At 65.4% G+C, this 20,590-nt stretch carries 17 protein-coding genes; 14 read left to right on the top strand and 3 right to left on the bottom strand.

The genetic code is table 11. From position 1 onward, the window contains the following. Positions 1–137: 137 nt before the first annotated feature. The 11 genes from ACWGCN_RS22120 (at position 138) to ACWGCN_RS22070 (ending at position 15,268) form a co-directional block, all read left to right on the top strand. Entirely contained in the window at positions 138–1,370 is a 1,233-nt protein-coding gene (locus ACWGCN_RS22120) for a hypothetical protein (protein ID WP_452459892.1), read from the top strand. 10 nt (positions 1,371–1,380) lie between these two features. Continuing rightward, positions 1,381–3,972 (top strand): AAA family ATPase, encoded by a 2,592-nt coding sequence (locus tag ACWGCN_RS22115; protein WP_452459891.1) that lies wholly within the window; start codon positions 1,381–1,383, stop codon positions 3,970–3,972. 5 nt (positions 3,973–3,977) lie between these two features. Then, a complete protein-coding gene (locus tag ACWGCN_RS22110) occupies positions 3,978–5,801 on the top strand; it encodes a hypothetical protein (RefSeq protein WP_452459890.1) in 1,824 nt (607 codons plus the stop codon). Continuing rightward, entirely contained in the window at positions 5,798–6,883 is a 1,086-nt protein-coding gene (locus tag ACWGCN_RS22105; protein WP_449970651.1) for a hypothetical protein, read from the top strand. Before ACWGCN_RS22110 ends, ACWGCN_RS22105 begins: the two co-directional genes overlap by 4 nt. Further along, positions 6,880–9,360 (top strand): hypothetical protein, encoded by a 2,481-nt coding sequence (locus ACWGCN_RS22100; protein ID WP_452459889.1) that lies wholly within the window; start codon positions 6,880–6,882, stop codon positions 9,358–9,360. Before ACWGCN_RS22105 ends, ACWGCN_RS22100 begins: the two co-directional genes overlap by 4 nt. Next, positions 9,347–10,585, top strand: coding sequence for a hypothetical protein (locus ACWGCN_RS22095; RefSeq protein WP_452529085.1), 1,239 nt, complete (start codon positions 9,347–9,349; stop codon positions 10,583–10,585). The genes ACWGCN_RS22100 and ACWGCN_RS22095 overlap by 14 nt, the downstream gene beginning before the upstream one ends. Beyond that, positions 10,582–11,454, top strand: a complete 873-nt coding sequence (locus tag ACWGCN_RS22090; RefSeq protein ID WP_452458284.1) for a hypothetical protein — start codon at positions 10,582–10,584, stop codon at positions 11,452–11,454. Before ACWGCN_RS22095 ends, ACWGCN_RS22090 begins: the two co-directional genes overlap by 4 nt. 139 nt (positions 11,455–11,593) lie before the next feature. Beyond that, a complete protein-coding gene (locus ACWGCN_RS22085; RefSeq protein WP_449970869.1) occupies positions 11,594–12,868 on the top strand; it encodes a DUF4407 domain-containing protein in 1,275 nt (424 codons plus the stop codon). Positions 12,869–13,001: 133 nt separating this feature from the next. Beyond that, a complete protein-coding gene (locus tag ACWGCN_RS22080) occupies positions 13,002–13,262 on the top strand; it encodes a hypothetical protein (protein ID WP_378922951.1) in 261 nt (86 codons plus the stop codon). Positions 13,263–13,296: 34 nt separating this feature from the next. After that, positions 13,297–13,785, top strand: coding sequence for a hypothetical protein (locus ACWGCN_RS22075; RefSeq protein WP_452458285.1), 489 nt, complete (start codon positions 13,297–13,299; stop codon positions 13,783–13,785). Positions 13,786–13,891: 106 nt separating this feature from the next. Further along, the gene (locus ACWGCN_RS22070; protein ID WP_452458286.1) at positions 13,892–15,268 is read left to right on the top strand and encodes a hypothetical protein; all 1,377 of its coding nucleotides are present in this window, start codon (positions 13,892–13,894) and stop codon (positions 15,266–15,268) included. A 31-nt stretch (positions 15,269–15,299) separates the two neighbouring features. Here ACWGCN_RS22070 and ACWGCN_RS22065 read toward each other — a convergent pair whose 3' ends face one another. Together ACWGCN_RS22065 and ACWGCN_RS22060 are read right to left on the bottom strand one after the other, a co-directional pair. After that, positions 15,300–15,572, bottom strand: a complete 273-nt coding sequence (locus ACWGCN_RS22065) for a MoaD/ThiS family protein (RefSeq protein WP_378636379.1) — start codon at positions 15,570–15,572, stop codon at positions 15,300–15,302. 4 nt (positions 15,573–15,576) lie between these two features. After that, entirely contained in the window at positions 15,577–16,674 is a 1,098-nt protein-coding gene (locus ACWGCN_RS22060; RefSeq protein WP_452458287.1) for a WD40/YVTN/BNR-like repeat-containing protein, read from the bottom strand. Between the two features lie 186 nt (positions 16,675–16,860). On the opposite strand from ACWGCN_RS22060, the gene ACWGCN_RS22055 reads away from it, so the two are divergent. Together ACWGCN_RS22055 and ACWGCN_RS22050 are read left to right on the top strand one after the other, a co-directional pair. Continuing rightward, positions 16,861–18,195, top strand: a complete 1,335-nt coding sequence (locus tag ACWGCN_RS22055) for a hypothetical protein (protein ID WP_452458288.1) — start codon at positions 16,861–16,863, stop codon at positions 18,193–18,195. 41 nt (positions 18,196–18,236) lie between these two features. Then, positions 18,237–19,076: an EamA family transporter gene (locus tag ACWGCN_RS22050; protein WP_452458289.1), complete on the top strand. Its 840-nt coding sequence runs from the start codon at positions 18,237–18,239 to the stop codon at positions 19,074–19,076. On the opposite strand, the gene ACWGCN_RS22045 is transcribed toward ACWGCN_RS22050, so the two are convergent. Further along, the gene (locus ACWGCN_RS22045) at positions 19,021–19,728 is read right to left on the bottom strand and encodes a phosphoribosylanthranilate isomerase (RefSeq protein WP_449970679.1); all 708 of its coding nucleotides are present in this window, start codon (positions 19,726–19,728) and stop codon (positions 19,021–19,023) included. The two genes, ACWGCN_RS22050 and ACWGCN_RS22045, sit on opposite strands and share 56 nt — an antisense overlap. A gap of 536 nt (positions 19,729–20,264) precedes the next feature. Between ACWGCN_RS22045 and ACWGCN_RS22040 the strand changes: the two genes are divergently transcribed. Next, positions 20,265–20,465 carry a hypothetical protein gene (locus ACWGCN_RS22040; RefSeq protein WP_452458290.1) on the top strand — a complete coding sequence of 67 codons (201 nt, stop codon included), beginning with the start codon at positions 20,265–20,267 and terminating at the stop codon, positions 20,463–20,465. Positions 20,466–20,590 lie beyond the last annotated feature (125 nt).

The following is a 20,590-nucleotide window of genomic DNA, read 5'->3' as shown; positions in this document are numbered from 1 at the left end:
TATATGTCGATGAAGCGGCATGGAATCGTTTGCAGGCCGATGCGAGCAAGCTTGCTCAGGTCAACCGCGATCTACCCGGACTGCTGCGGCAGGTTCGTGATCAAACCGAACAGAGTATCGCCAATTCGGTGGCCGCGATGAACGCCAGGCACGCCGGATTCGAAGCGGCGCTGGCGAATCTGAGCGAGGGCGCCAGACAAGCCGAGGCGCGCGCCGAGCAACGCCTGCACGTGACCTCGCAGCAGATCTTGGGTGAGTTGCAGGCCCAGCAGACTCGCCTGCGTTCGGAAAGCGCCAAAGCCCTCCAGGCTCAGCGCGAACAGATCGAGCGCGCGTTGGACGCCGAGCGCGCCGAGCGCAGGTCCCAGTACGCGGACCTCGACCGTCGGGTCGGTCAGTTGCAGGACGACCACGGACGAGCGGCCGAACTGCTGAAGTCGCACCTCTCGGATGCCGCGGTGCTGAGGACCGAAGTGCTGAAGTTCCCGCACGAGCGGTATTGCCCGGGCAAGTTGGCGGCGCTGGACAGTGAGATCATCGCGCTCCGGGCCGATATCGCCGAGGGTGCCCCCGCCGCGTTCCTGCTCGACTCCGCGCGTCGGGCCAGCCGTGAGATGAGCGCGCTGCGTACGCAATTGGTCGCACTCGACGCGCAGTGGCAAGCCTGCCGCTACGTCGCCGAACGCGGTCTGGTGCAGCTGCGAGCGGTTATCGGTGCGAACAAGACCATCGATGTGGGGGAGTCGTTCCGGGCCGAGGCACCGGTCGAGGCCCCCGACGTGGATTTCTGGTCCGAGGGCGCGCTCGCCCAGCTCACTGCAGAGGTCGACGCGTTGCTCGTCCGTGTGCGCGACGATGACAACCCGCTCGGCACCGAGGAGCTGGAATCGCTCGTGGCGCAGCGGATTCCCGAGCTGGACGGGCAGTTGGACGCCACCGTGGCACGGGCCGTGACCGCCTTGCGTGCGTCCCAGCTGCGGGCGAATCTGGCCGGTCTGATCTCCCAGGCACTCGAAGACCAATTCCAGTATCAGGTCATCGACGACGCGAGTGTGGGCTACGTCGCGGGCGACCAACGTGCCGCGTTCATGGCCAAGACGGTCAACAGGGTCGGCTCCAGCGAGATCGTCATCGAGATCACCCCGGGTCCGCAACCCGAATCAGCGCCGACGGTGGAGTTGCACACCTTTGACGGTGACCTCGCGGTGGAAGAACATCAGGCCAGGATCGAATCGATCCACCACAGTGTGAACGACCTGACGGGCATCGACTTGCGGGCGGAAACCACAGCGGCCGAGCCCGATCCGGGTAGGCGCGATGTCGCGGATTTGGTGAAGCGGCGGCGGCGTGCCGAAGCCGGACCGGCCTGAGCTGCGGCGGGTGTCCACGAGCAAGCGAGCTTTCACGGTCGGCGGCAACGGGCCGGATCTTCCGACGCCCATGGCGGTATCCGAACGCATGACCGGAGCGCAACGTCCACTCGAGGGCGAGCCGTTCTGGATCGTCCACGGGCCCGGGATCGACGATTTCGTCGTCGGGGCCGACCTGTGTCCGCGTCCGGTCGAGGAAATGCTGTGGGAGATCCTGTCGGCCGCGGGGTTCGAGCAGATCGTTTTCAGCACCTTTCGCAGAACCGTCTACTTTCGGGACGCGGTGTCGCGGGCACTTACCCGTGAGGAGCCGATCGAGACCCCGGCGCCGCGGGCGACCAGCGGTTTCTCGGGTCCGCTCGGCACCATGATGCTGTTGGAGCGGCCGACGTCGACCCCACGGCGATCACCTGGGTCCGACCGGCCACAGCCGACCGCCGACGACCCACACCAACTGATGACGTTGGACGGGCTGATGCGCAACGCGTCGACCCGGACCGCGGTGGTGATCCCCGGTGCGGAGACGTGGTTGCCGGGAATCGCGCCGAATACGCGCCGATCCGCACCGGAGATGTTGCGTCGCTGGAGCAGCGCGAGTCACCCCGCGCCCGGCAACGTGTGCGTCCTGTTGTTCGCCCAGAGCGACTTCACCGCGATCACCGACATGATGCGCGCGACGGGGTATCTACAGCAATTGGTGTACCGGTTCGAGGAGATGCACGCGCACCGTTCGGCCTCGGTGATCAGCACTGTGGGATTCGCCGACGAACGCGAACTGGGCCGCCTCGTCCAGTACGTGCGGCTGACAGCGGGCTTGCAGATCGCGGACTGGACGGAGTTGGGTCAGATCCTGCGGGTGATGGCCGCTCAACGTCACTCCGTTCGGACCTGGCGGCAGAAACTGATCCGGTTGGCGCAGGAGGGTATCGAATTGACCAGCGAGGCACTCGATGTGGATGCGAGCCGAGTTCCGGCCGCCCGCGATATCTGGCAAACCCTCGATGCGATGGTGGGAATGCGCTCGGTCAAAGAATATCTGGAGGGACATCGCGACGCGCTCGGCAACGCGGCCGTGCTGCGAGCCGCCGGTCGCGGTAACGGTGAGGAACCCATGGTGTTGCACCTGGTCTTCAGCGGGGGACCGGGCACCGGAAAGACCGTCGTCGCACGCCTGATCGGTGAGCTGTATCGAGACATGGGTTTGCTCAGTCGCGGCCATATCGTAGAAGTCGCTGTCGAGGAATTGGTCTCGCCCTATATCAACGATTCGGCCGAGCGTACGGGTGCGGCGGTGCGTCGAGCACTCGGCGGAGTGCTGTTCATCGACGAGGCCTATCAGCTGCGCGGCGATCACGGCACCCAGGCGATCGACCGCCTGGTGGCGGAGTTGGAGAACCATCGCGACGACCTGGCCGTGGTCATCGCGGGTTACCCGGACCGCATGACCGAGCTCCTCGCGACGAATCCGGGCCTGTCCAGCCGATTCCCGGACGACAACCGGATCGCTTTCCCTGACTTCGCGCCCGACGAATTGCACACGATTCTGGTGCAGCGGTTGGAGTCCGGGATCGGCCTGACCTGCACACCGGAACTGGTCGACGCCCTGCAGACGCTGACCTTCAACCTCCATCGCACGCGGCGCGAGTCTTTCGGCAATGCGCGCGATATGCGGGAACTCGCGGCGTCGATCCGGCGGAACTGGGCTCAACGGACCAGTCCGATCGATCCGGAGAACATCCCTCCCGCCACGATCGACGACATCCCGGTAGGCAAGCGCCGGTACCTGGCCGAGGCTGCTCCGCTCGAACAGGTGCTCGCCGAATTGGCGCCGATGATCGGGTTGGCGAGCGTCAAGACCGCTATCAGGGAACTGGCTTCGGTTCTCCAGTTGCGCCGCAACCAACCGCATCGCACCTCGCCCGTCGCCGCACCGCACATGCTGTTCCTCGGGTCACCGGGCACCGGCAAGACGACCGTGGCCACGTTGGTCGGACGGGCTCTCGTCGCCCTCGGGTTGCTGGTCAAAGGCGATGTGGTCGCGGTGACCGCGACCGACCTGATCGCGGGATACGTCGGGCAGACCGGGACGAAGACCCGCGAAGTCATCGAGTCGGCGCTGGACGGGGTGCTGTTCATCGATGAGGCGTACGCCCTCGTCGGGCACGGTTCGAACGATTTCGGCCGAGAGTCGGTGGCCGAGTTGATCAAATGGATGGAGGCCTATCGCGGCAGGCTGGTCGTGATCGCCGCGGGCTATCAAGGCCCGATGGAGGAATTCCTCCGGACGAATCCCGGATTGAGCTCACGGTTCAGCGAGCGCCTCGAGTTCGCCGACTACTCGCGCTCGGAGCTGGAACAGATCTTCGAAGCCATGGCGCGCGACGAGGGCTACGACATCGCCGACGGGGTGCTGGCGCGGGCGGGTGATCGGCTCGAGAATCGTCGCATCGCCGAGGGGGTGCACTTCGGGAACGGCCGAACAGTGCGGAATCTGTTCGACAAGGTGGAACGCCGCGTCGCGAGCCGGGTCGCGGCGTTGCCCGCCGAGCAGCGAGCCGCGAACAGCACCCTGATCCTGCCCGTCGACGTCGCGGAGCTGTAGCAGCGGTGACGAATACGGTGAAGTCCGTCGAGGTGCGTTGCCCGGTGTGCCGGTGCTCGGGCGAGGACGCGCCGACCTGTCCGGGCTGTGGCTGGCGGATGGCGGCGGGTCCGTGGTTGGGCGGTATCACCGAGGATCGGCGGCGCCGGTTCGATGAGGATCTGGCGACGGCGACTCGACGTTTCGATCTCGCCGCCGCCGCGCGCGGGGCCGGGTTCCCGGTCGCGGGAGACGACGCGCTGCTTGCCGAGCTGGTCGGGTTCGTTCGTGGGGGCACGCCGACGAGCGACGAGATACACGCCGCGCGAAAACGTTCGGGGGCGGTCGAGAGTACGCCGGTGTGGGATGTCCTCGGGCCCGCGCTCGGCTGGTTGGCCGAGGCGCCGAGCGGTGCGCGCACTCTCACGGTGGTCGACGTGTCGGCCACCGGTCTTCACGTCGTCGCGGTGCGGATCGACGGCGTCGGCGCGCTTGCTTTCGCGGGGCGATCCCGTCAGATCCCCTGGACCGCACTGTTTCCGATGTTGCCGTCATCGGCGGGGGAGGCCCTGTTCCTGTTGGCCGGTGGTGTCGGGGTGGGGCAGGTCGCGGTGGAGCTCGATCTCGAAGCGGCACGTCAGCTGCTACCGCAGGCGGGCGACGGTTCGCGAGTTGTGGTGCTGCAACGCCTGTTCGGGTGGCCGGGTGTGGACACGGTGGTCGCCCTCCTGCCGACCGCCCACCGCGTACATGGCGAACCGATCGGCGACGAATTCCTCCGCCGAGGCTCGGCGTACCTGCCCTTGCCGGTCGCCTATCGACTGTTCATCGTGGATGTGGACGACGCGGGCGATACGGGTTTCGTCCTGCTCCGACTGTTCTCCGCGGGTGCTGTCGCTGTCGAAACCCGGCCGGTCACGCAGTCACTCACGCCGCCGGCCGGCGCGAGCGAGATCGTCGTCGCCGTCGTCGCCGATGAACTCGATCTGCCACTCGAGCAGCGCACGCTGCTCAGCATCATCCGCTGCCCCGGGCGCCACGAGCTGACCGTCGAGTTCGTTCTGGAGAGCCCCGGCGTCGTCACGGTGAACGTGGCTTCGGCGGTGCATCGGGAGGAGGTGGCGGCGAGCGAGTGGCCGACCTTGCTCGCGACGATCCCGGCGAGATACGAACCATCGAAGGCATCGGCCGATGTCGTGTTCGCGGTCGAACTGGCCGGCTGCGAATCGACGGTCGATCGTCGGTGCGCGCTGATCGCGGAGGTCATCGCCGAAACCGTGGCGCGGCACCCGAATCCGTCGGGGGTCAGGGTCGCGGTGCTCGGTTATCGCGAGCACCTGAGCAGGCGGCGCGAGCAGGCTATCCATCGGCGGGGGTTCACCGCGCTGCACGACGCCGGGAATATCGCCGAGGGACTGCCGATGTCGAAGATCATCGAGCCGGATGTCGCGCCCTTGGAGGATGCGTTGGCGTCGGCGACCAAGCTTCCGTGGGCGCCGAACGTCAGTCGATCGCTGCTGGTCATCGGGAGTCGAGCACCCTACGTCGACCCGCTCGGCAGCTGTCCGAACGACTTCGACTGGGAACAGAGTCTGAGGCGGTTGCGCAGCGCCGACGTGCGAGTGCACGCGGTATGGGACCCACCCGCGTCGCTGGCCCCGAACAGCCGGTTCGGAGTCATGGTCGAGCGGGTGTGGAAACAGCTCGGTCGACCACGAGGCCCCCGCCGGCTCGACGCGGTGACGGCGCGCGACATCGTCGGTGACTTCTTTCCCCGAGTCGCTGAACATGTTGTCCCACTGAACTTTCCGATCAAGGCTACGCAGAAGATGCAGGAGATCGACCGATGACAGGTCCCGACCCGTACACGCCGCCGCCACCCTCGCAGATCCGGCTCGGCCTCTGGGGTCCGCCCGGTAGCGGCAAGACGACCTATCTGGCCGCGCTGAATCTGGCCGCGTTGCGCAGCAAACTCCCCGGGAACTGGACGATGAACGGCGCCGACCCGACGGCGAGTGAGTTCATCACCGAGTCGACGAAACAACTGGTCGAGCTGAAGACCTTCCCGGCGGCGACCGAACGGCACCGCAGCATGATGTTCAAGTTCACGGGCGAGCGCGCGGTCGCCGCGCCACCTGCGCCGAAACCGACGTGGCGGTTTCGGGGCGGGCCGGCACCGGTGCCGGTGCCGTCGGTGGAGCGCGATCAGTTCTATCTCGATGTGCTCGACGTTCCCGGCGTCGACTTCGAGCACGAATCGCGCACCGACCGGCTCGATGACGACCTACTCGATCTCGAGTTCTCCGACGATGGTCCGATCGATGCGATCGACTCCGCCGATGAATACGACACGCCAGGTGGCAACCGCGAGAAGTTGCTCGATCACCTGCAGCAATGCCAGGGCATCGTCTACCTCTTCGACCCCGACCGTGATGCGCGACAGGGCGATTCGTTCTCGTATTTCCACCCGGTACTGGAACAGCTGGCGGCGAGGGTGATGGAGAGCTCCTACACGGGATCGCGCCTGCCGCATCGGGTCGCGGTCTGCATCACAAAGTTCGATGACCCGACCGTGTACAAAGCGGCCTATGTCGGTGGCTTCGCCGGCCGCGACGCCAACCCGCCGTTCGCGCCGGTCGTTCGCAATGGTCAGGCGCGGGAGTTCTTCCATCGGCTGTGCCGCAGCGACCACAGCAATGCGGACCTCGTCTACGAGGGCCTGACCAAGTACTTCGACGACAAGAACATCGAGTTCTTCGTGACGTCGGCTGTCGGATTTCACGCGCCCGACGGTTTGTTCCGATCGCAGGACCCCTTCAATGTGAAGCGTGATCCGGTCGACGGGCGTGCCCGAATCCGGGGCAAGGTCCATCCGATCAACGTTCTGGAACCGCTGATCTGGTTGCACGAGAGTCTGCGGGATCCGCGATGACGACCAGCCTGTCGGCAGGCTGGGCGGTGGTGAGCAAACAGCCGGGCGCGCACAGCGATTACGCGATCCTTGCCTCGAGTCGCGGCCCGTGCCCGCCCGCCCATGTGAAGCAACACGTGCTGGCCCGCAGTCCGGGCAACTCTCCGCTGGCCAGTGAGAGTGGGCCGGCGGGGCTGCCCTGGGTGTGGTTCATGCCGGTGAAAGGTGACGACGGTGATCGGTACCTCGGGACTGTGATCCGCAAGTGGACCGATGACGTGGATGCCACCAACCGGCCCATCGCGACCAACCGTTTCGTCTACGTGCCGGTCGAGCCGTTGCTTGCCAGCGGCTGTGGCCTGGCCGACCTGTACACCGCGGTTCGCGATGCGTCGTTGGCGCCGGATGGAGCGGACCCGTGCGCGAGCGCGCGACTCGACCTACGACTCCAGGTGTCGCGCGGCCGAGACGCGAATCCCGATCTCGACCTGGCGGCACTGCTCGCCGCAGCCGCGGTACTCGACGGTCCGGTGAAGCTACGAGGTGGTCCGTCGGACCTGCTCGCCAGGTTGACGGTGTTGGACTCGATCGCGCAGCTCCTGCCCGCGGGCGCCAGGGTTTGGCTGTCTGCCGCGGCCTGGTCGGATGCCACCGCCGACCCCGCTCCCCGACTGGCATTCGCGCGCGGTGGCAGGTCCGGCGACGCGGTGATCGACCTGCGCACCGGTGCGATCGAGGGACGCGCGTTGAGCCCGACCGCCGCGGAATACCGCCGGACACTGGTCCACCTGCGGGACGTGCGTGGTGGTGCCGAGGCGGTGGCACAGCATCTGAGTAGGCAGACTGCGACCAGGGAACGATCCGCGAACGCCGCGCTGATCGCGCTGAACGATATGGACCTCAAACGTATCGTGCTCGACGGTGCGCGAGCGGGCTCGGTGCGCGTAGCCGATATTCGCAGGTTCGGGCTCGTCGGCTTGCACGAATACAACCACGACGAACTCTCTGTAGTGATCGGCGCGTACGGGCGGATCGCGACGCTCGCCGACCTGGTCCTCGATATGCCGATATTGAGCAGCCTGTGGCGCTACGCCGACACCGAGATCGTCGCGGCGATGACGCGCGGGCTGTGCGCGGTCCCGACGGCGGAATCGGTCCGGCGGTTGGCCGCGTTGGCGGTGGAATGTGCTTGCCACCGCCTCCTCGTCGATGCCTTGTCGGACGCGCGGAAGGCTGATCCGGGTGCGCTGACCAGCTCCGAGGTCGTCGACGAGATCATCGAGTTGGCAGGCGATCCGGTATGGCAAGGTGCGCTGGCCTCATTCATCGTCGACTCGGGGTCAGTGGCGGTCGAGGTTGCTCGGCAGGCCTATATCGTCAGGGCTCCGCATATGGCGGCGCTGGCGGAACAGCTGGACTCGGTGGCACCGGCGGGCTCGGTCTGGCTCCAGGTCAGTAATTCGTTGCGTCGCACCCTGCTGGACGGCGCCCCGTCGCCGACCGACCTCGGCATGTTGTGGAGCTTCCGGCCAGAACTCGTCGGTGAGGTTCTCGAGATCGTGGCGCGAACCCATCCGGCACAGGCGCCGAGTGTGCTGGACTCGGCATTGCCGACCTTGATGCGAGCCACTGGCCCGGCACTGCCACCGAAACTGCTTGCTTCGCTGCGTGATCTGGAGATTTCCGAACCGCGGCACCAAGCGGCGGTGGACTTCGTCCTCTATCGGCAAGGACAGGCACCGCGGCGTTCGCTCGCCGTCGGCAGCGACTATCGGCGCGAGTTGATCGAGGTCGCGGAGCGCGCCGCGCTGACCGAGTCCCAGCGCGAGTCTCTCATCCATTGGGTGGTCGGGCGGCTCGACGTCGGATGGACCGGCGCGGGAGCTTCGCCGGTGCTCGACGCCCTGTGGCGCCTGACCCATCCCCACGGCGTCCATCCGGCCGGCGCCGATCGTGTCGGGCGCGCCATCGCCGCCGATATGGGCAAGGTTGGCTTCCACGTGCTCGCCGAACCCGCGATCGATCAGTGGCTGGAATTGCTCGAACGGGACGAACAGATCGGTGGTCAGATCTTGATGCAGAAGCTACATGTGCAGACCTCGGTGGTAGAGGTCGCCGAAACTCTCGCGAGGCTCGCAGTCCAGGGCGTCCATGTCCAGGAACTGATCTCCAAGCTGCGGACCGCCGGCTGGTTCCGTGAGTCGCCATCGATGGTGCTCGACCTCGCGACGCAGGTGACCGAAGTGCTGGCGGGCCATGTGAAGGAGCCGCACTCGCTGGGCGTAGCCATCGTCGACGGTTGGATCGGTCCGAGTGGCAAACCGACCGACCGGGCGGCTATCGACGAGATGGCAGTGCGGGCGAATGCACAGCTCGAGCTCGCGAAGCAGGTGACGAAGTTGCTCGAACCGCACACGAAAGGCCAATCTCTGTTCAAGAAGGGCGTCGGTGTATTCGTGACGGGCAAGACGGATAGAGGCAAGAGTGGATCGCGCTGACGGCTTCGCGCCGATCGGTGTCGATATCGGCGCGGTGCGCACGAAAGTCGCAGTCGGTAGCGGTAACCCGTGGGACATCCCGACACCGCGTGCCTTGTGGAAGGACGACCTGGTAGAGGTCCATACGTTGCGTGACCTTGTCGCCACCGCCCGATCAGCGGCAGCACACCACACTGTGCGATCGGAGCTCGTGGTCGCGGTCCCGGACCAGTGGATGGTCCGCGGCGACGACGAGCCGCTCGTCGCCGTCGCCACCACACCGCAGGCCGAGCGGCTGGTCGCGGCACTCGAAGCCGAATTCGGTGCCGTGCGAACGGTTTCACGGTCGGCCTGCCTTGCCGGTTCCGTCGAGGACTACTCCGACGGTGTCGGGCTGGTCTGCGATGTCGGGGCGCGAACTGTCGACGCGGCCGCCTTCGTTCGGGACGGCGACACAGTGCGCGTGTTCGAGGTCGAGTCCGCGGTGATCGGCGATGTCGAACCCACCGCCTTGATGCTCGACTTGCCGAGTAGCCGACAAGTCGCCGCACTCCACGAGGAGCGGGCCGAAAGACGCTGGCGCGCAACGCGAGTACTCGACCGGGCGGCGCAGTTCCCGGCCTATCGAAACACCCCCGTCTACCTGCCGGGTGCGCACGGCGGCTCGATCGATGCGGCAAGGGTCACCGCCGCATTGCGGCCCGTCGCGGAGGTGGCCGCCGAGGTGGTCACTCGACTGCTCGACCGGATCTCGGTACCGCGCCCGGCCGAACTGATCGTGACCGGTGGAAATGCCCTCGGCCCAGTCGTTGTCGCGCTGCGCTCGGTGGTCGCCGCTGTCCGGGAAGTCGCACCGGGCGCGGTGGCACTGGGCGCCGCGCGGATCGCGTCGGGGGTGGTCGGCGTCATAAGCGCTTACCCGCACGCGGTCGGTGTGGTAACCCACCGTGTCGTTCACGGACTGCTCGAGCAGGTCGTTCTCCCCGCGCCGGTCTCCGAACGAACCGCCATCGCGCTGGAATGCATCGAGACGTATGAGGCTTCGTCTGTGATTCGGGTGCGGCCTGGACAGCAGGGGCCATGGCTCGACGCCGTGACCGAGGCCTCGATCGCTGTGACACCCGGCCGCTATCGGGTGTCCGTGGCGACGCGCTGTTCTCCGTTCGGCGCGATATGTTTGCGCGACAACGATTCTGGAGCTGTGATGACCGTGCTGGTCGACCCGACCGGAGGTCGTGACCGATGACTGACTACGCGACTTTGCAGGCGTTGGGGAAAGCGATCGCGGGGTCCGCGGCAACTATGGCCGCCGTCGTGACGGCCAGTGCCTCGGTGTCCGGCAGTGATCCGTCGACGCTCGACCTCTTGATCGCCGTCGACGACGCGCTGTCCCGAGTGGACGAGCTCGTCGAGCAGATCCCGGTGTTGGTCGACGCGGTGTTGGCCGGCCCGGCGGTGGCGCGCACGCTCGACCGCAAGACCGCGGCACTGACCGAGGCGGCCGAGCGAGTCGCCGGCGCACGGCGAACCTACGACACCCTGCGCTCGACCGAGGACGAGTTGGTCGCGCTCGGGGCCGAGCACGAACGGATCACCCGCAGACTCGCCGAGCTGGACCGGTTGCGCGCATTGTCGGCAGAGCTACCCGCACTGCGGGAGCAGCAGCAAAAGCTGCTCGGCAGAAACGAGGCGTTGATCGCCGACACCGAGCGCGCGGAGCAGGCGGTTCTCGATGCCGCCGAGAACGTCGTGGTGCTCAGCGCGCAGTGCCAGGCGTTGCTCACCGAACGGGCAAGTGCGGCAATCGATGAGCTGCGCGTACTCGAAGCGCGGTGGGCGGACCTGAATCGCGAATACCTCGAAGCGGAACGCAAGGTCGATGTCCTACGCGGCGAACATCGGGTGCGCACCGCTGCGTTGGCCGCGCACTGCGACGTCGACCGCGATCTGCTCGCCCGACTGTCCCGCGTCGCCGACGCCGGAGTGTTGGCCGGTGTCGGCGAGACATTGGCCGACGCGCAATCCCTACTCGAGTCCGCCGACCAAGGGCTGGGTCGAGCCTTGATCCGCTACGACGAGATCCGTGCAGGCACTCGGGCGGAGTTGTCGTGGTAGTCGATCGAGTAAATACGTTGGTGCACAACAATTGTGGTCGAGAGGTGTCATAGTGTTCAGCCGATGGCTGCTAGCGCTGGTCGGTGTTCGCGAGGACCTTCTCGCGCGAGCGCCGTCGGATCGATTCAAGTATCTGTCGATGGGCGGGGTGCTTCTCACCACCGCTGCCGTCGCAGCAGTCTCGGCCGCCTTCGCACTGCAGATGGCCGTGCACGCCCCGTTGTGGGCTGCCATTCTGCTCGGCATCGGTTGGGGCGTGGTCATTCTCAACCTCGACCGACTGCTCGTCGTCGGGATGCATCGGCACAAGTCGTTTCGGAACAACCTCTATGCGGCGATACCCCGGGTGGTGCTCGCGTTGTTGCTCGGCGCGGTGATCTCGACACCGTTGGTGCTGCGCATTTTCGAGTCGGAGATTCTCACCGAGGTCAAAGTTCAGCAGCAGCAGAAGGAACAGGACTACAAAGATTCCATCGACACCCAATACGCGTCGATCACGGTGCTCCAGCAGGAGCTGGACCAGCTGCGGATGAAGGCACGAACAGATCCCGGGGCTATCGCGAGTAATCCGGCGGTGCAGAAAGCGCAGCAGCGCCTCGATGCCGCATCGGACGACGTCAAAGTCAAGTTGGATGCAGAGGCCTGCGAGATCGCGGGTACGTGCGGAAGCATGGTCGAAGGCGCGAACGGGCCAGCCGCACTTGCCGCGACAGCCCGGCGGGAGGCGGCCCAACGGGAATACGGCATCGCCGACGCTGCTTTGAAATCCGCGCAGGAGCAGGCAACGTCTACCGCGGGCGCCGACGCGATCGCGGCACAAGCCGAGATCAGCCGCCGTCAGCCTATATTGGACGGACTCATCGCCGATCGCGAGCGCGATATGGCCAACTACCGCTCCCGCTCGGCGAACAGTGACGGACTGCTCGCCAGAATCGAAGCGCTCGACTCGCTCAGTGATTCGAGGCCAAGCCTCGGGCGAGCCCAACTCATGCTGTTCCTGCTCTTCTTGTCGCTGGAATTGCTTCCGGTGCTGGTGAAGTTGATGCAGCTGACCGGACCGCCGACGCTGTACGAGAAGCTGAGCGCCGAAGCCGACGCGGATGCCGAGGTCGAAGCCCGTCGCGAGTTCGCTCAGGCCTCCAATACGAAGGTGCTCGCAGCCGAACGCGCCGCGGAAGCGGAATTGCGTGGCGCCCTGGTCGGGGACGCGGATCTGACGCCGCCATGGACAGCGAACGAGCCACGGCGAGCATCGAATCGGGTACCGCCCCAGAATTCCGTGCCCGGCGACAGTTTTCGACCCGAACCACGAACCCCTACCCAAACCCACCGGCAACCGCAGCCCCCCGATTTCGGCGAAAACACACTGACGCAACCGATTCCGCGTCCGCCAAGAATTCGATACGACGACTGATTCTTCGTCGATACCAACAGGTTTCGATAACACTGAGAGCCCGGTAGGTCGGGCACTATGGATTTCGGAGGTCGACATGGACGCATTCGGGCGACGACTTGTCGGTGCGGCGGCGTCTGTCGCGGTGGCGGCGGTGGTCAACATCGCCACTGCGATATTCACCGACAACCGGACGGCGGGGTGGGTCGCCTTCGGTGTGGTGCTGTTGGTGCTCGGTCTCATCGTGCAGATTTGGCTCACCGCCGCGCCGAGCGAGCCACCGCGAAGTGAGCAACAGGTGAGGAACGCCGAAATCGACGGCTCCGCCGACATCGGCAGCGCGCATCCGCTTGCTCAGGTTGTCCAGGATGTGAAGATCAAAGGCAATCTCAACATGACTCAGGGCGGCAGTTGATATGTCGCACCCACACGAACCTCGGTTGCCGGGCATGGAAGTCTCCCATGCCTATATCGGCGGTGATCTGAACCAGCGGCTGGAAAACCACCACTACTACCCGGCTGCACCGCCGCCCCGGCGAAATCGTGGTCGTACCTTTTCGTGGTGGCTGCTGGTAGTTTCCGTCGTCTCGAGCGGACTGCACATCTGGCTGGCGCCTCAGCTGGACCCCGCATCCCTCTACTCCAAGATCACCCACTTTCCTGACCCACTCGCACAACAGATACTGCTCGTCGTCTGCGCGCTGGCGCTGATCGTCGACGCCGTCATAACCAGGGGATTCAACCGGTTCGACCCCCCGACCGTGATTGTTCACCGTGTCATCCTCGGCGTTTCACTGATCGCCATCGCGCCCGTCGTCGCAGCCGCGTCGGTCCTGATGGTGACCGTGGCCGTGGTTGTGTTCATCTGCTATGTCGGACTTCGAATCATGGGCATGGGAAATTCGGCGACGAACCGAGTGGACTCGTTCCTGCGGTAACCACGCGCCGCCCCGAGCATTCGGGGCAACGACTTTGCTGGATTTCCGAGTCACGCCTGCTGCCATAGCGTCTCATCCGCACGGCTTTCGACCGTAGGAGTGACGGATGGTTACAGGGGTGTTGGCTCAGCGGGAGCCCGAGGTCGATGGCATCGAGCGGGAGGCTGTGGCGCGGTGGCATCCGGCGGTCCGTGTGCTCTTCCGGTTCGGGTTCATCGTTGTCGGTGTCGGGATGGCGGGGGCGTGGCTGCTGCACGCGCTGCTGCGCACCCTCGGTGTGCCACAGGAGATGGTGAGCGAGGTCGCCGAATGGACGGCGTTGCATCCGCTCACCGATTGGGTCGGCACCCAGATCTTTGATGTACCCATCGATTACACGGTCACCGGTAGCGGAGACACAGCGGCGAAATGGGTGGCTGTTTTCACCCTGCTCCTGGTTGCCGTGCCGGTGACCGCCGCCTGGTCGGTCCTCGACCGGCGCCGCCCGAACTACACGCGATTGTACGAGTGGTTCCGGTTGCTGTTGCGAATCTCCCTGGCGAGCGCCCTTGTGCTGTACGGGATGATCAAGGTGCTGCCGTCGCAGATGTCGTTCAATCTCGAGCGACTGGTCGAACCGTTCGGTCAGATGAGCCCGATGGCGGTGCTGTGGGCGCAGTCGTCGCTGTCGGAGCCGTATGAGATGGCACTGGGTGCGGCGGAAGTCGTCGCGGCGCTTCTTCTCATCCTGCCGGTGACCGCGGGAATCGGGTCTGTTCTTGCTGTCATTGTGGCGTTGCAGGTGCTCCTGATGAATCTCACGTTCGATGTGCCGGTGAAGCTTTTTGCCCTGCAATTGTTCTTGTACGCAACAGTATTGGCCGCACCGGATGTGATCCGGATCGTTCGGGCCCTACTCGGCCGCACCGTCGTAGCTCGAACGTCGACACCCTTGCTGTCCACTGCGCGTGGCAACCGAATACTGCTGGCCGCCCAGGTGCTGATGGGAGTATGGCTGCTCGGTGCCACGACCGTCGAGGCATACGACGGCTGGCACACCTACGGCAACGCACGGCCCAAGTCGCCGCTCTACGGCATCTGGAACGTCACCGAGTACTCGATCGCGGGGGAGCAGGTGCCCGCACTGGTCGACTTCCGCGAAGCACCGTCCAGCAGCGGAATGCCGAGTGCCACCGAACGATTCCGCCGCATCATCTTCGATATCCCCCAGGGCATGACCGTGCAGCGGCTGGATGATTCACTGGTCTCTTTCCCCACTCGAATCGACACCGACCAGCACACCATCACGCTGTCGAAAGACACGGCACACCAGTGGAAGCTCGCGACATTCAGTTATGTACAGCCACAATCGGATCGGCTGATTCTGGAGGGCATCCTCGGTGGACGTCCGGTACGGATGCAGCTGGACCAGGTCGACCTGACGCAGTTCCCGGCTGTTTCACGGGGGTTCCATTGGGTGCAGGCAACGCCCTATTACCGGTAGCGGGATTCATTGCACCCCAATGGAATAGGCTTCATCCGCCGGCAACCGACGGGATGATCATCACCTCGGTACGTGCGCCGACAGCGGTGTCCTGGCCGTCGAGAAGACGGCATTCGTCACCGTCGATATAGAAGTTCACGTACCGGCGCAAAACTCCGCGTTCATCGCGGAGACGGCGCTCCAAACCGGGTGATCGTTCGCGCAGCGCATCGAGGACCTGTTGCAGAGTCGCACCGTCGACATCGAGTTCCTTGGCGCCGTCGACATAGGTGCGGAGCATGGAGGGCAGGCAGACGCGAGCCATCGCGCTATCCGATGACCGCGGCGCGCACGCACAGCACGTCGGGCAGCTTGTCGGCCACGAGCCGCCAATGGTCGCCTTCGTCCGCGCTGCAATACACTTCGCCGTTGCGGGTGCCGAAATAGATGCCGGTCGGGTCGGCATTGTCGGCGCACATGGCATCGCGCATGACCGCAGCCCAGAACGGGACCGTGGGAAGGCCGTCGTTCAGCTTGGACCACGTCTCGCCGCCGTCCGCACTGCGATACACCGCGCAGACCGCATCGGGCGGAAAGCGGAAGCGATCCATATCCGCCACCAGCGGGAAGGTGTAGATCACCCCCGGCTTACGCGGATGCGCGACGATCGGGAAGCCGAAATTCGACGGCGGTAACCCACCGTCGATCGACTGCCAGCTCACACCCGCATCGGTGCTCCTGAACACCCCACCGTGGTTCTGCAAATACATTGTGCTCGGCGACTCGGCATCGAGAGCGACCTTGTGCACGCACTGCCCCCATTCCGGCAATTCGCCGGGCATGAAGTCCGCGGTGACACCCTTGTTCGTCGGCGTCCACGATTCGCCGCCGTCGGCAGTCTGATAAACCCCACCGGTGGACATGGCCACCGCCATCCGCTGTGTATCGACCGGATGCGGCAGCACAGTATGCAAGGCCAACCCACCACCACCCGGTTCCCACTGCGGCCGATGGGGATGGTCCCACAACCCTCTGACCAGCTCGAACGTCCGGCCACGATCAGCCGACCGGAATAAGGCAGACGGCTCGACACCCGCGTACACCACATCCGGCTCGGCATCGGTAGCAGGCGCAATCTGCCACACGCCGCCCAGCGCGGCCCCGGTGTCCTCGGGAAATGCCAGTGGCGCGTCATCCGGCTCGCTCCACGTCTCCCCGAGATCATCACTGACCACCAATGTGGGCCCGAAATGACTGTTCAACACCCCGGCAAGCACCCGTGGCGTCCCCCGCCGGGTATCAATCGCCAACGCCTTCACATCAGCCACCGGGAACTGTGGCGGCGACACCGTCCAACTGGCCCGCCCATCCCGGCTACGAGCCAAGAACAAACCCTTACGTGTTCCGATCCCGAGCAGCACGTCCATCGCGAACCTCCGGTTGGTCACCCGCAACGCCGATATGCGTGACACTACGCCGCCCCACCGACAGGACCTGCGGGTTCACAGGTCGTTCGCCACGGTGCTCGTGAACTCAATGGGCATCTGGGAGCATCTAGTAAGTGAAAGAACCTGGGCTGGAATGGGTTCGACACAGATCGGTTAGGTGGGGACATGTCCAATCTCGATGAACGCATGAGACTGGCGGTCGAGTGGTTCGAGCGTTACCAATTCTCTGATGGCGCGGGCGGGGCAGGCTGGGGCTGGGTCCATGATGTGCCGCCGAATCCGCAGAACACCGCGGAGGTTGTGTGCGCGCTGACCGCGGCAGGCATTCCCGTTCCGCGGGCAGACGAGGTGCTGCATCTGGTACGTCGGCAGATGATCGTGCCGCCCACCGCGGGTGCGGGGGAGTTCACCGGGCCGATCGATATCGCGTGGCAACTGCGGGCGATGCACTGCCTCGGGGTGGCCGACGCCGATTCCGACGTCCGCGAGTGCATCAGGACGTTGATCCAGGAACAAGATGCCGAATCGGGCGGGTATCGGATGTCCGGATCTGTCGGCCCCGTGTCCCTGACCGCGACGACTGCCGCGATGCACGCACTCGCCCCGTACGCGGCCGACGACGTGGAAGTGGCGCGGGCGACGCTGCGTGGCGTGACCTTTCTGGCGCTGACGATGCTGTCCGACGACGTCCGCGCCGAACCGCTGTACTCGGCGGCACACATCGCCACGGTGCTGGCCCGTCCCGAGTACGCGTCGGTGGGCGGCAGGCGGGCGCGGCGGGCATCCGAGCTGGCGATCGAACGGATGCTCGACGGGCTCGCCAGCGGTGCCAACTGCAACGGGGACGAGCATTTCCTGCGCGGCGATGTCGCCCACATCTGGACCCACCTCGGGCTGCATGCGGCAGTCGGTGCCGTGCTGGTCGCCGATGGCACACTGATCTTTCATCCGGCTGTCCGGGCGGCGTTGACCGCGTTGTTCGATTTGCAGGTGATGACTCAGCAACTGCCGAGTCGCGGCGGATTCCGGACATCGAGCGAGGGGTTCATCACCGCATACTCGACGACCCTGGCCGTCGAGGCCATGGTGCACGCGCGAACCGCGGTTGCCGAAACCGTCAACCCCGGCAGGGTTTTCGACCTGATCTGCCAGGTCGACGGCGCGCACCACAGCGATGGCCGGGTGGTGACCGAATGGGGGTCACGCCGCCTGGTGATGAACAGCCATGTGGGCTTCGCGATGTTCGTGCTGGCATCGGCCGCCGGACTGACGATCGTAGGGCTCGGAGCCCTGTTGAAGGCGGGCCTGGCCGAGGAGGCCCCGCTCCCTGAGCGTGCTGCCGCGGGTGGCTTGATCGTGTGGGGCACCTTCGTGCTCGCGTTCGGCACACTCGCCTGGCTGACCAGCCGATTCCCCAACTTCTCCCAGCGGGCTATTGCGGCGGGCGTCTTCGGCGGGTTCACTGCTGTGGTGCTGCCTATCGTGACCTACATTTTTTGACCGCAGTCCGGTCATCGCTCACACGATCGTCGCCGTGGATCATGCTCGCGGCGACCTTCGTGTGGGGCATGTCGAGCGCCGCGCTGGCGGCGCTCGAGGGTTCCCTCGCCTCCTCGGCGCTGGTCGCTGCCGGGGGCGGGGTGACATTGCTGCTTGTCGCGGGTGCACGGCGCCAAGGTCCGATTCGAACACTGCTGGAATCGCCCGGCCTCTATGTGCGATTGGGCGCGCTCGAGGCAGCCAACTTGCTGCTGTTCGTCGCAGCGTTGAAATGCGGACCGTTGCCCGTGGTGGTGGCGTTGCACCTGATCGCGCCGTTGCTGTTGCTCGCCGCCGAGATAGTGCGCGGGCGGCGCCGACCGACGGTGCTCGTCGGCGTCGAGTTCGTGCTGGTCGGTGCCGCGGTGGCAGTGGCGGTACCGGGCAGCTCGGCTGAAATCGGTATGGACAGAGCGCTGTTGGGCTGTGTCCTCGCGGTCGGTAGCGCGGTGTGTGTCGCGCTGCTGGTCAGCCTCATCGCCCGGGAGTCGGCACAGCGACCGACGATCGCGTCGGCGGGATGGCAGTTGGTGGTGGCCAGTGTGCTCGGCGGCGGACTGATCCTGACCGATCCACCGGACGCTCGGACCGCCGGATCGCTCGTCCTGGTCGGGGCGCTACTGCTCGGACCGGGTTTCTGCCTCTATTGGTTGGGCCTACGAGGCCTGGACGCGACAACTGCGAGCATCATCGGACTCAACGAAGCCGTTTTCGCGGCCGTGGTGAGTGCGATCTTCACGAACACGCCGATCACGGTGGGTGCGGTGATCGGCGGGACGCTGGTGCTCAGTGCTGTTGTGCTGGACGACAAGTCGAGGCGAGCTCCCGGGTCGCGGCTTTGACGAATTCAGCACATGCCGCCTTGGACTTGTTGCCGCCGGCGTCGTCGACGCCGGTGTTGACGTCCACTCCATAGGGCTGCACAAGGTCGATCGCCCTACCGACGTTGTCCGGGGTGAGCCCACCGGCCAATGCCACATCCTTGCGCCCGGCCATCGCTTCGACGATCTTCTTGCTGATGTTCCAGTCGTGAGTTTGCCCGGTTCCCCCGAGACGGCTGGGCGTGCGCGAGTCCAGAAGGATAACGTCGCAATACTTGGCGACATCCTCGACGGCGGAGAACACACCCTCGTCGGTGACATGTACCGCCCGCAGGATCTCGCGATTGCCCCTGTGCTCGTATACCTTTCGCAAGTTGGCTCGATTCACCAAGCCGTGCACCTGGATAGCCTCGACATCGACCGTCTGCGCAAGCTGCAAAATCGCGTCAGCGTCTTCGAGGTGGGTGACCAGCACACGCTTCACCGAGCGTGCGCCGACTCGGCTCGATACCTGCGCGGACAGGGCGGCGGCCTGCTCCGGCGTGAGCGCGTCCTCGCTGAAGTGCGTGATACCAGAGATGAACCCCACGGCGTCGGGCCGAGCACTCAACGCCGCAGCGAGGTCGAGTTCGGACCTGATACCACAGATCTTCACCTGGACGCGTTTTTCCATATGGTCAACCCTAGTATCAAGGCGCTTCATGGGTGGGGTACGGAGGGTCTGGTCACAGTAGATGCGGTCTCGCAGATACACGGCGGGGCGCAGGTCTGTTGGCTGTTCTTCCTCGTCCCAGAGGTATGGGCTCTGGAACGGGCACAGCGACTTTGTCGACGACTCCTCACTGCTCCGCTCGACATTGCTCTACCGATTTCACTGCGATGCATTCCATCCACTTGCGTTGAACCTCACCAGAAGTCGGTGCTTCACCACACTGTGTGCCGCACCGCCGATAACCCGGGACTGGAGAGCCATCGGGGTAGGTGCAGTTGGTTCCTTGCGCATCACACTGGTAGTCGCGACCGTGCGGGTCTTCGTTAGCGGTGGGCTGTGGACAGCGTGGATCCCCGACTACGTACAACTGATCGCTGTATATCGCGGTGCCGTTCTCGCAATACAAGAAGGTCGGCTCTGATTGTTGGATCGCGGGTGAGGATGCGGGTGGTGCTGGTGAGGCGTGCGGTGTCAACTCAGCCGAAGTGGCCGGGGTGGTGGCTTCTGGGAGGCGGGTCGACGACGTCGACGCAGCGGGCCCCTCGGACAAGGGCGCGGACGCCGTCGTCGGCGACACCGACCCCGTAGGTGTTGTCGTCGGCGGGTTGCCGTCACATCCTGCCAACGCCAATGTGGCCGCGGCAATCAGTCCGACAGCGAACCGGCCAGCAGTGACGGTCATCAGCACACCCTTCTGAAATGCGTTGGACTTCGCAGGTCAGCGTACGTCTGTGGGTGACTTGTGCTTGCTACCGAGCCTGCTGCCCGTCCACGCTCAGTGCAGGGAGGCGCGATCTGCTGAGTCGCGGCCGATATTCCGCTT

This window comes from Nocardia sp. NPDC055050, from assembly GCF_053608345.1.
The sequence above is the reverse complement of the archived record's forward strand: the minus strand, read 5'-3'. Positions and strand labels throughout refer to the sequence as shown.

What these genes read in the sequence shown, in the direction of transcription:
- ACWGCN_RS22050 (WP_452458289.1), top strand. Translation starts at nt 18,237, where the DNA reads ATGCTCGCGGCGACCTTCGTGTGGGGCATGTCGAGCGCCGCGCTGGCG.
- ACWGCN_RS22090 (WP_452458284.1), top strand. Translation starts at nt 10,582, where the DNA reads ATGACTGACTACGCGACTTTGCAGGCGTTGGGGAAAGCGATCGCGGGG.
- ACWGCN_RS22060 (WP_452458287.1), bottom strand. Translation starts at nt 16,674, where the DNA reads ATGGACGTGCTGCTCGGGATCGGAACACGTAAGGGTTTGTTCTTGGCT.
- ACWGCN_RS22045 (WP_449970679.1), bottom strand. Translation starts at nt 19,728, where the DNA reads ATGGAAAAACGCGTCCAGGTGAAGATCTGTGGTATCAGGTCCGAACTC.
- ACWGCN_RS22085 (WP_449970869.1), top strand. Translation starts at nt 11,594, where the DNA reads ATGGGCGGGGTGCTTCTCACCACCGCTGCCGTCGCAGCAGTCTCGGCC.
- ACWGCN_RS22120 (WP_452459892.1), top strand. Translation starts at nt 138, where the DNA reads ATGAACGCCAGGCACGCCGGATTCGAAGCGGCGCTGGCGAATCTGAGC.
- ACWGCN_RS22075 (WP_452458285.1), top strand. Translation starts at nt 13,297, where the DNA reads ATGGAAGTCTCCCATGCCTATATCGGCGGTGATCTGAACCAGCGGCTG.
- ACWGCN_RS22065 (WP_378636379.1), bottom strand. Translation starts at nt 15,572, where the DNA reads ATGGCTCGCGTCTGCCTGCCCTCCATGCTCCGCACCTATGTCGACGGC.
- ACWGCN_RS22070 (WP_452458286.1), top strand. Translation starts at nt 13,892, where the DNA reads ATGGTTACAGGGGTGTTGGCTCAGCGGGAGCCCGAGGTCGATGGCATC.
- ACWGCN_RS22105 (WP_449970651.1), top strand. Translation starts at nt 5,798, where the DNA reads ATGACAGGTCCCGACCCGTACACGCCGCCGCCACCCTCGCAGATCCGG.
- ACWGCN_RS22055 (WP_452458288.1), top strand. Translation starts at nt 16,861, where the DNA reads ATGTCCAATCTCGATGAACGCATGAGACTGGCGGTCGAGTGGTTCGAG.
- ACWGCN_RS22100 (WP_452459889.1), top strand. Translation starts at nt 6,880, where the DNA reads ATGACGACCAGCCTGTCGGCAGGCTGGGCGGTGGTGAGCAAACAGCCG.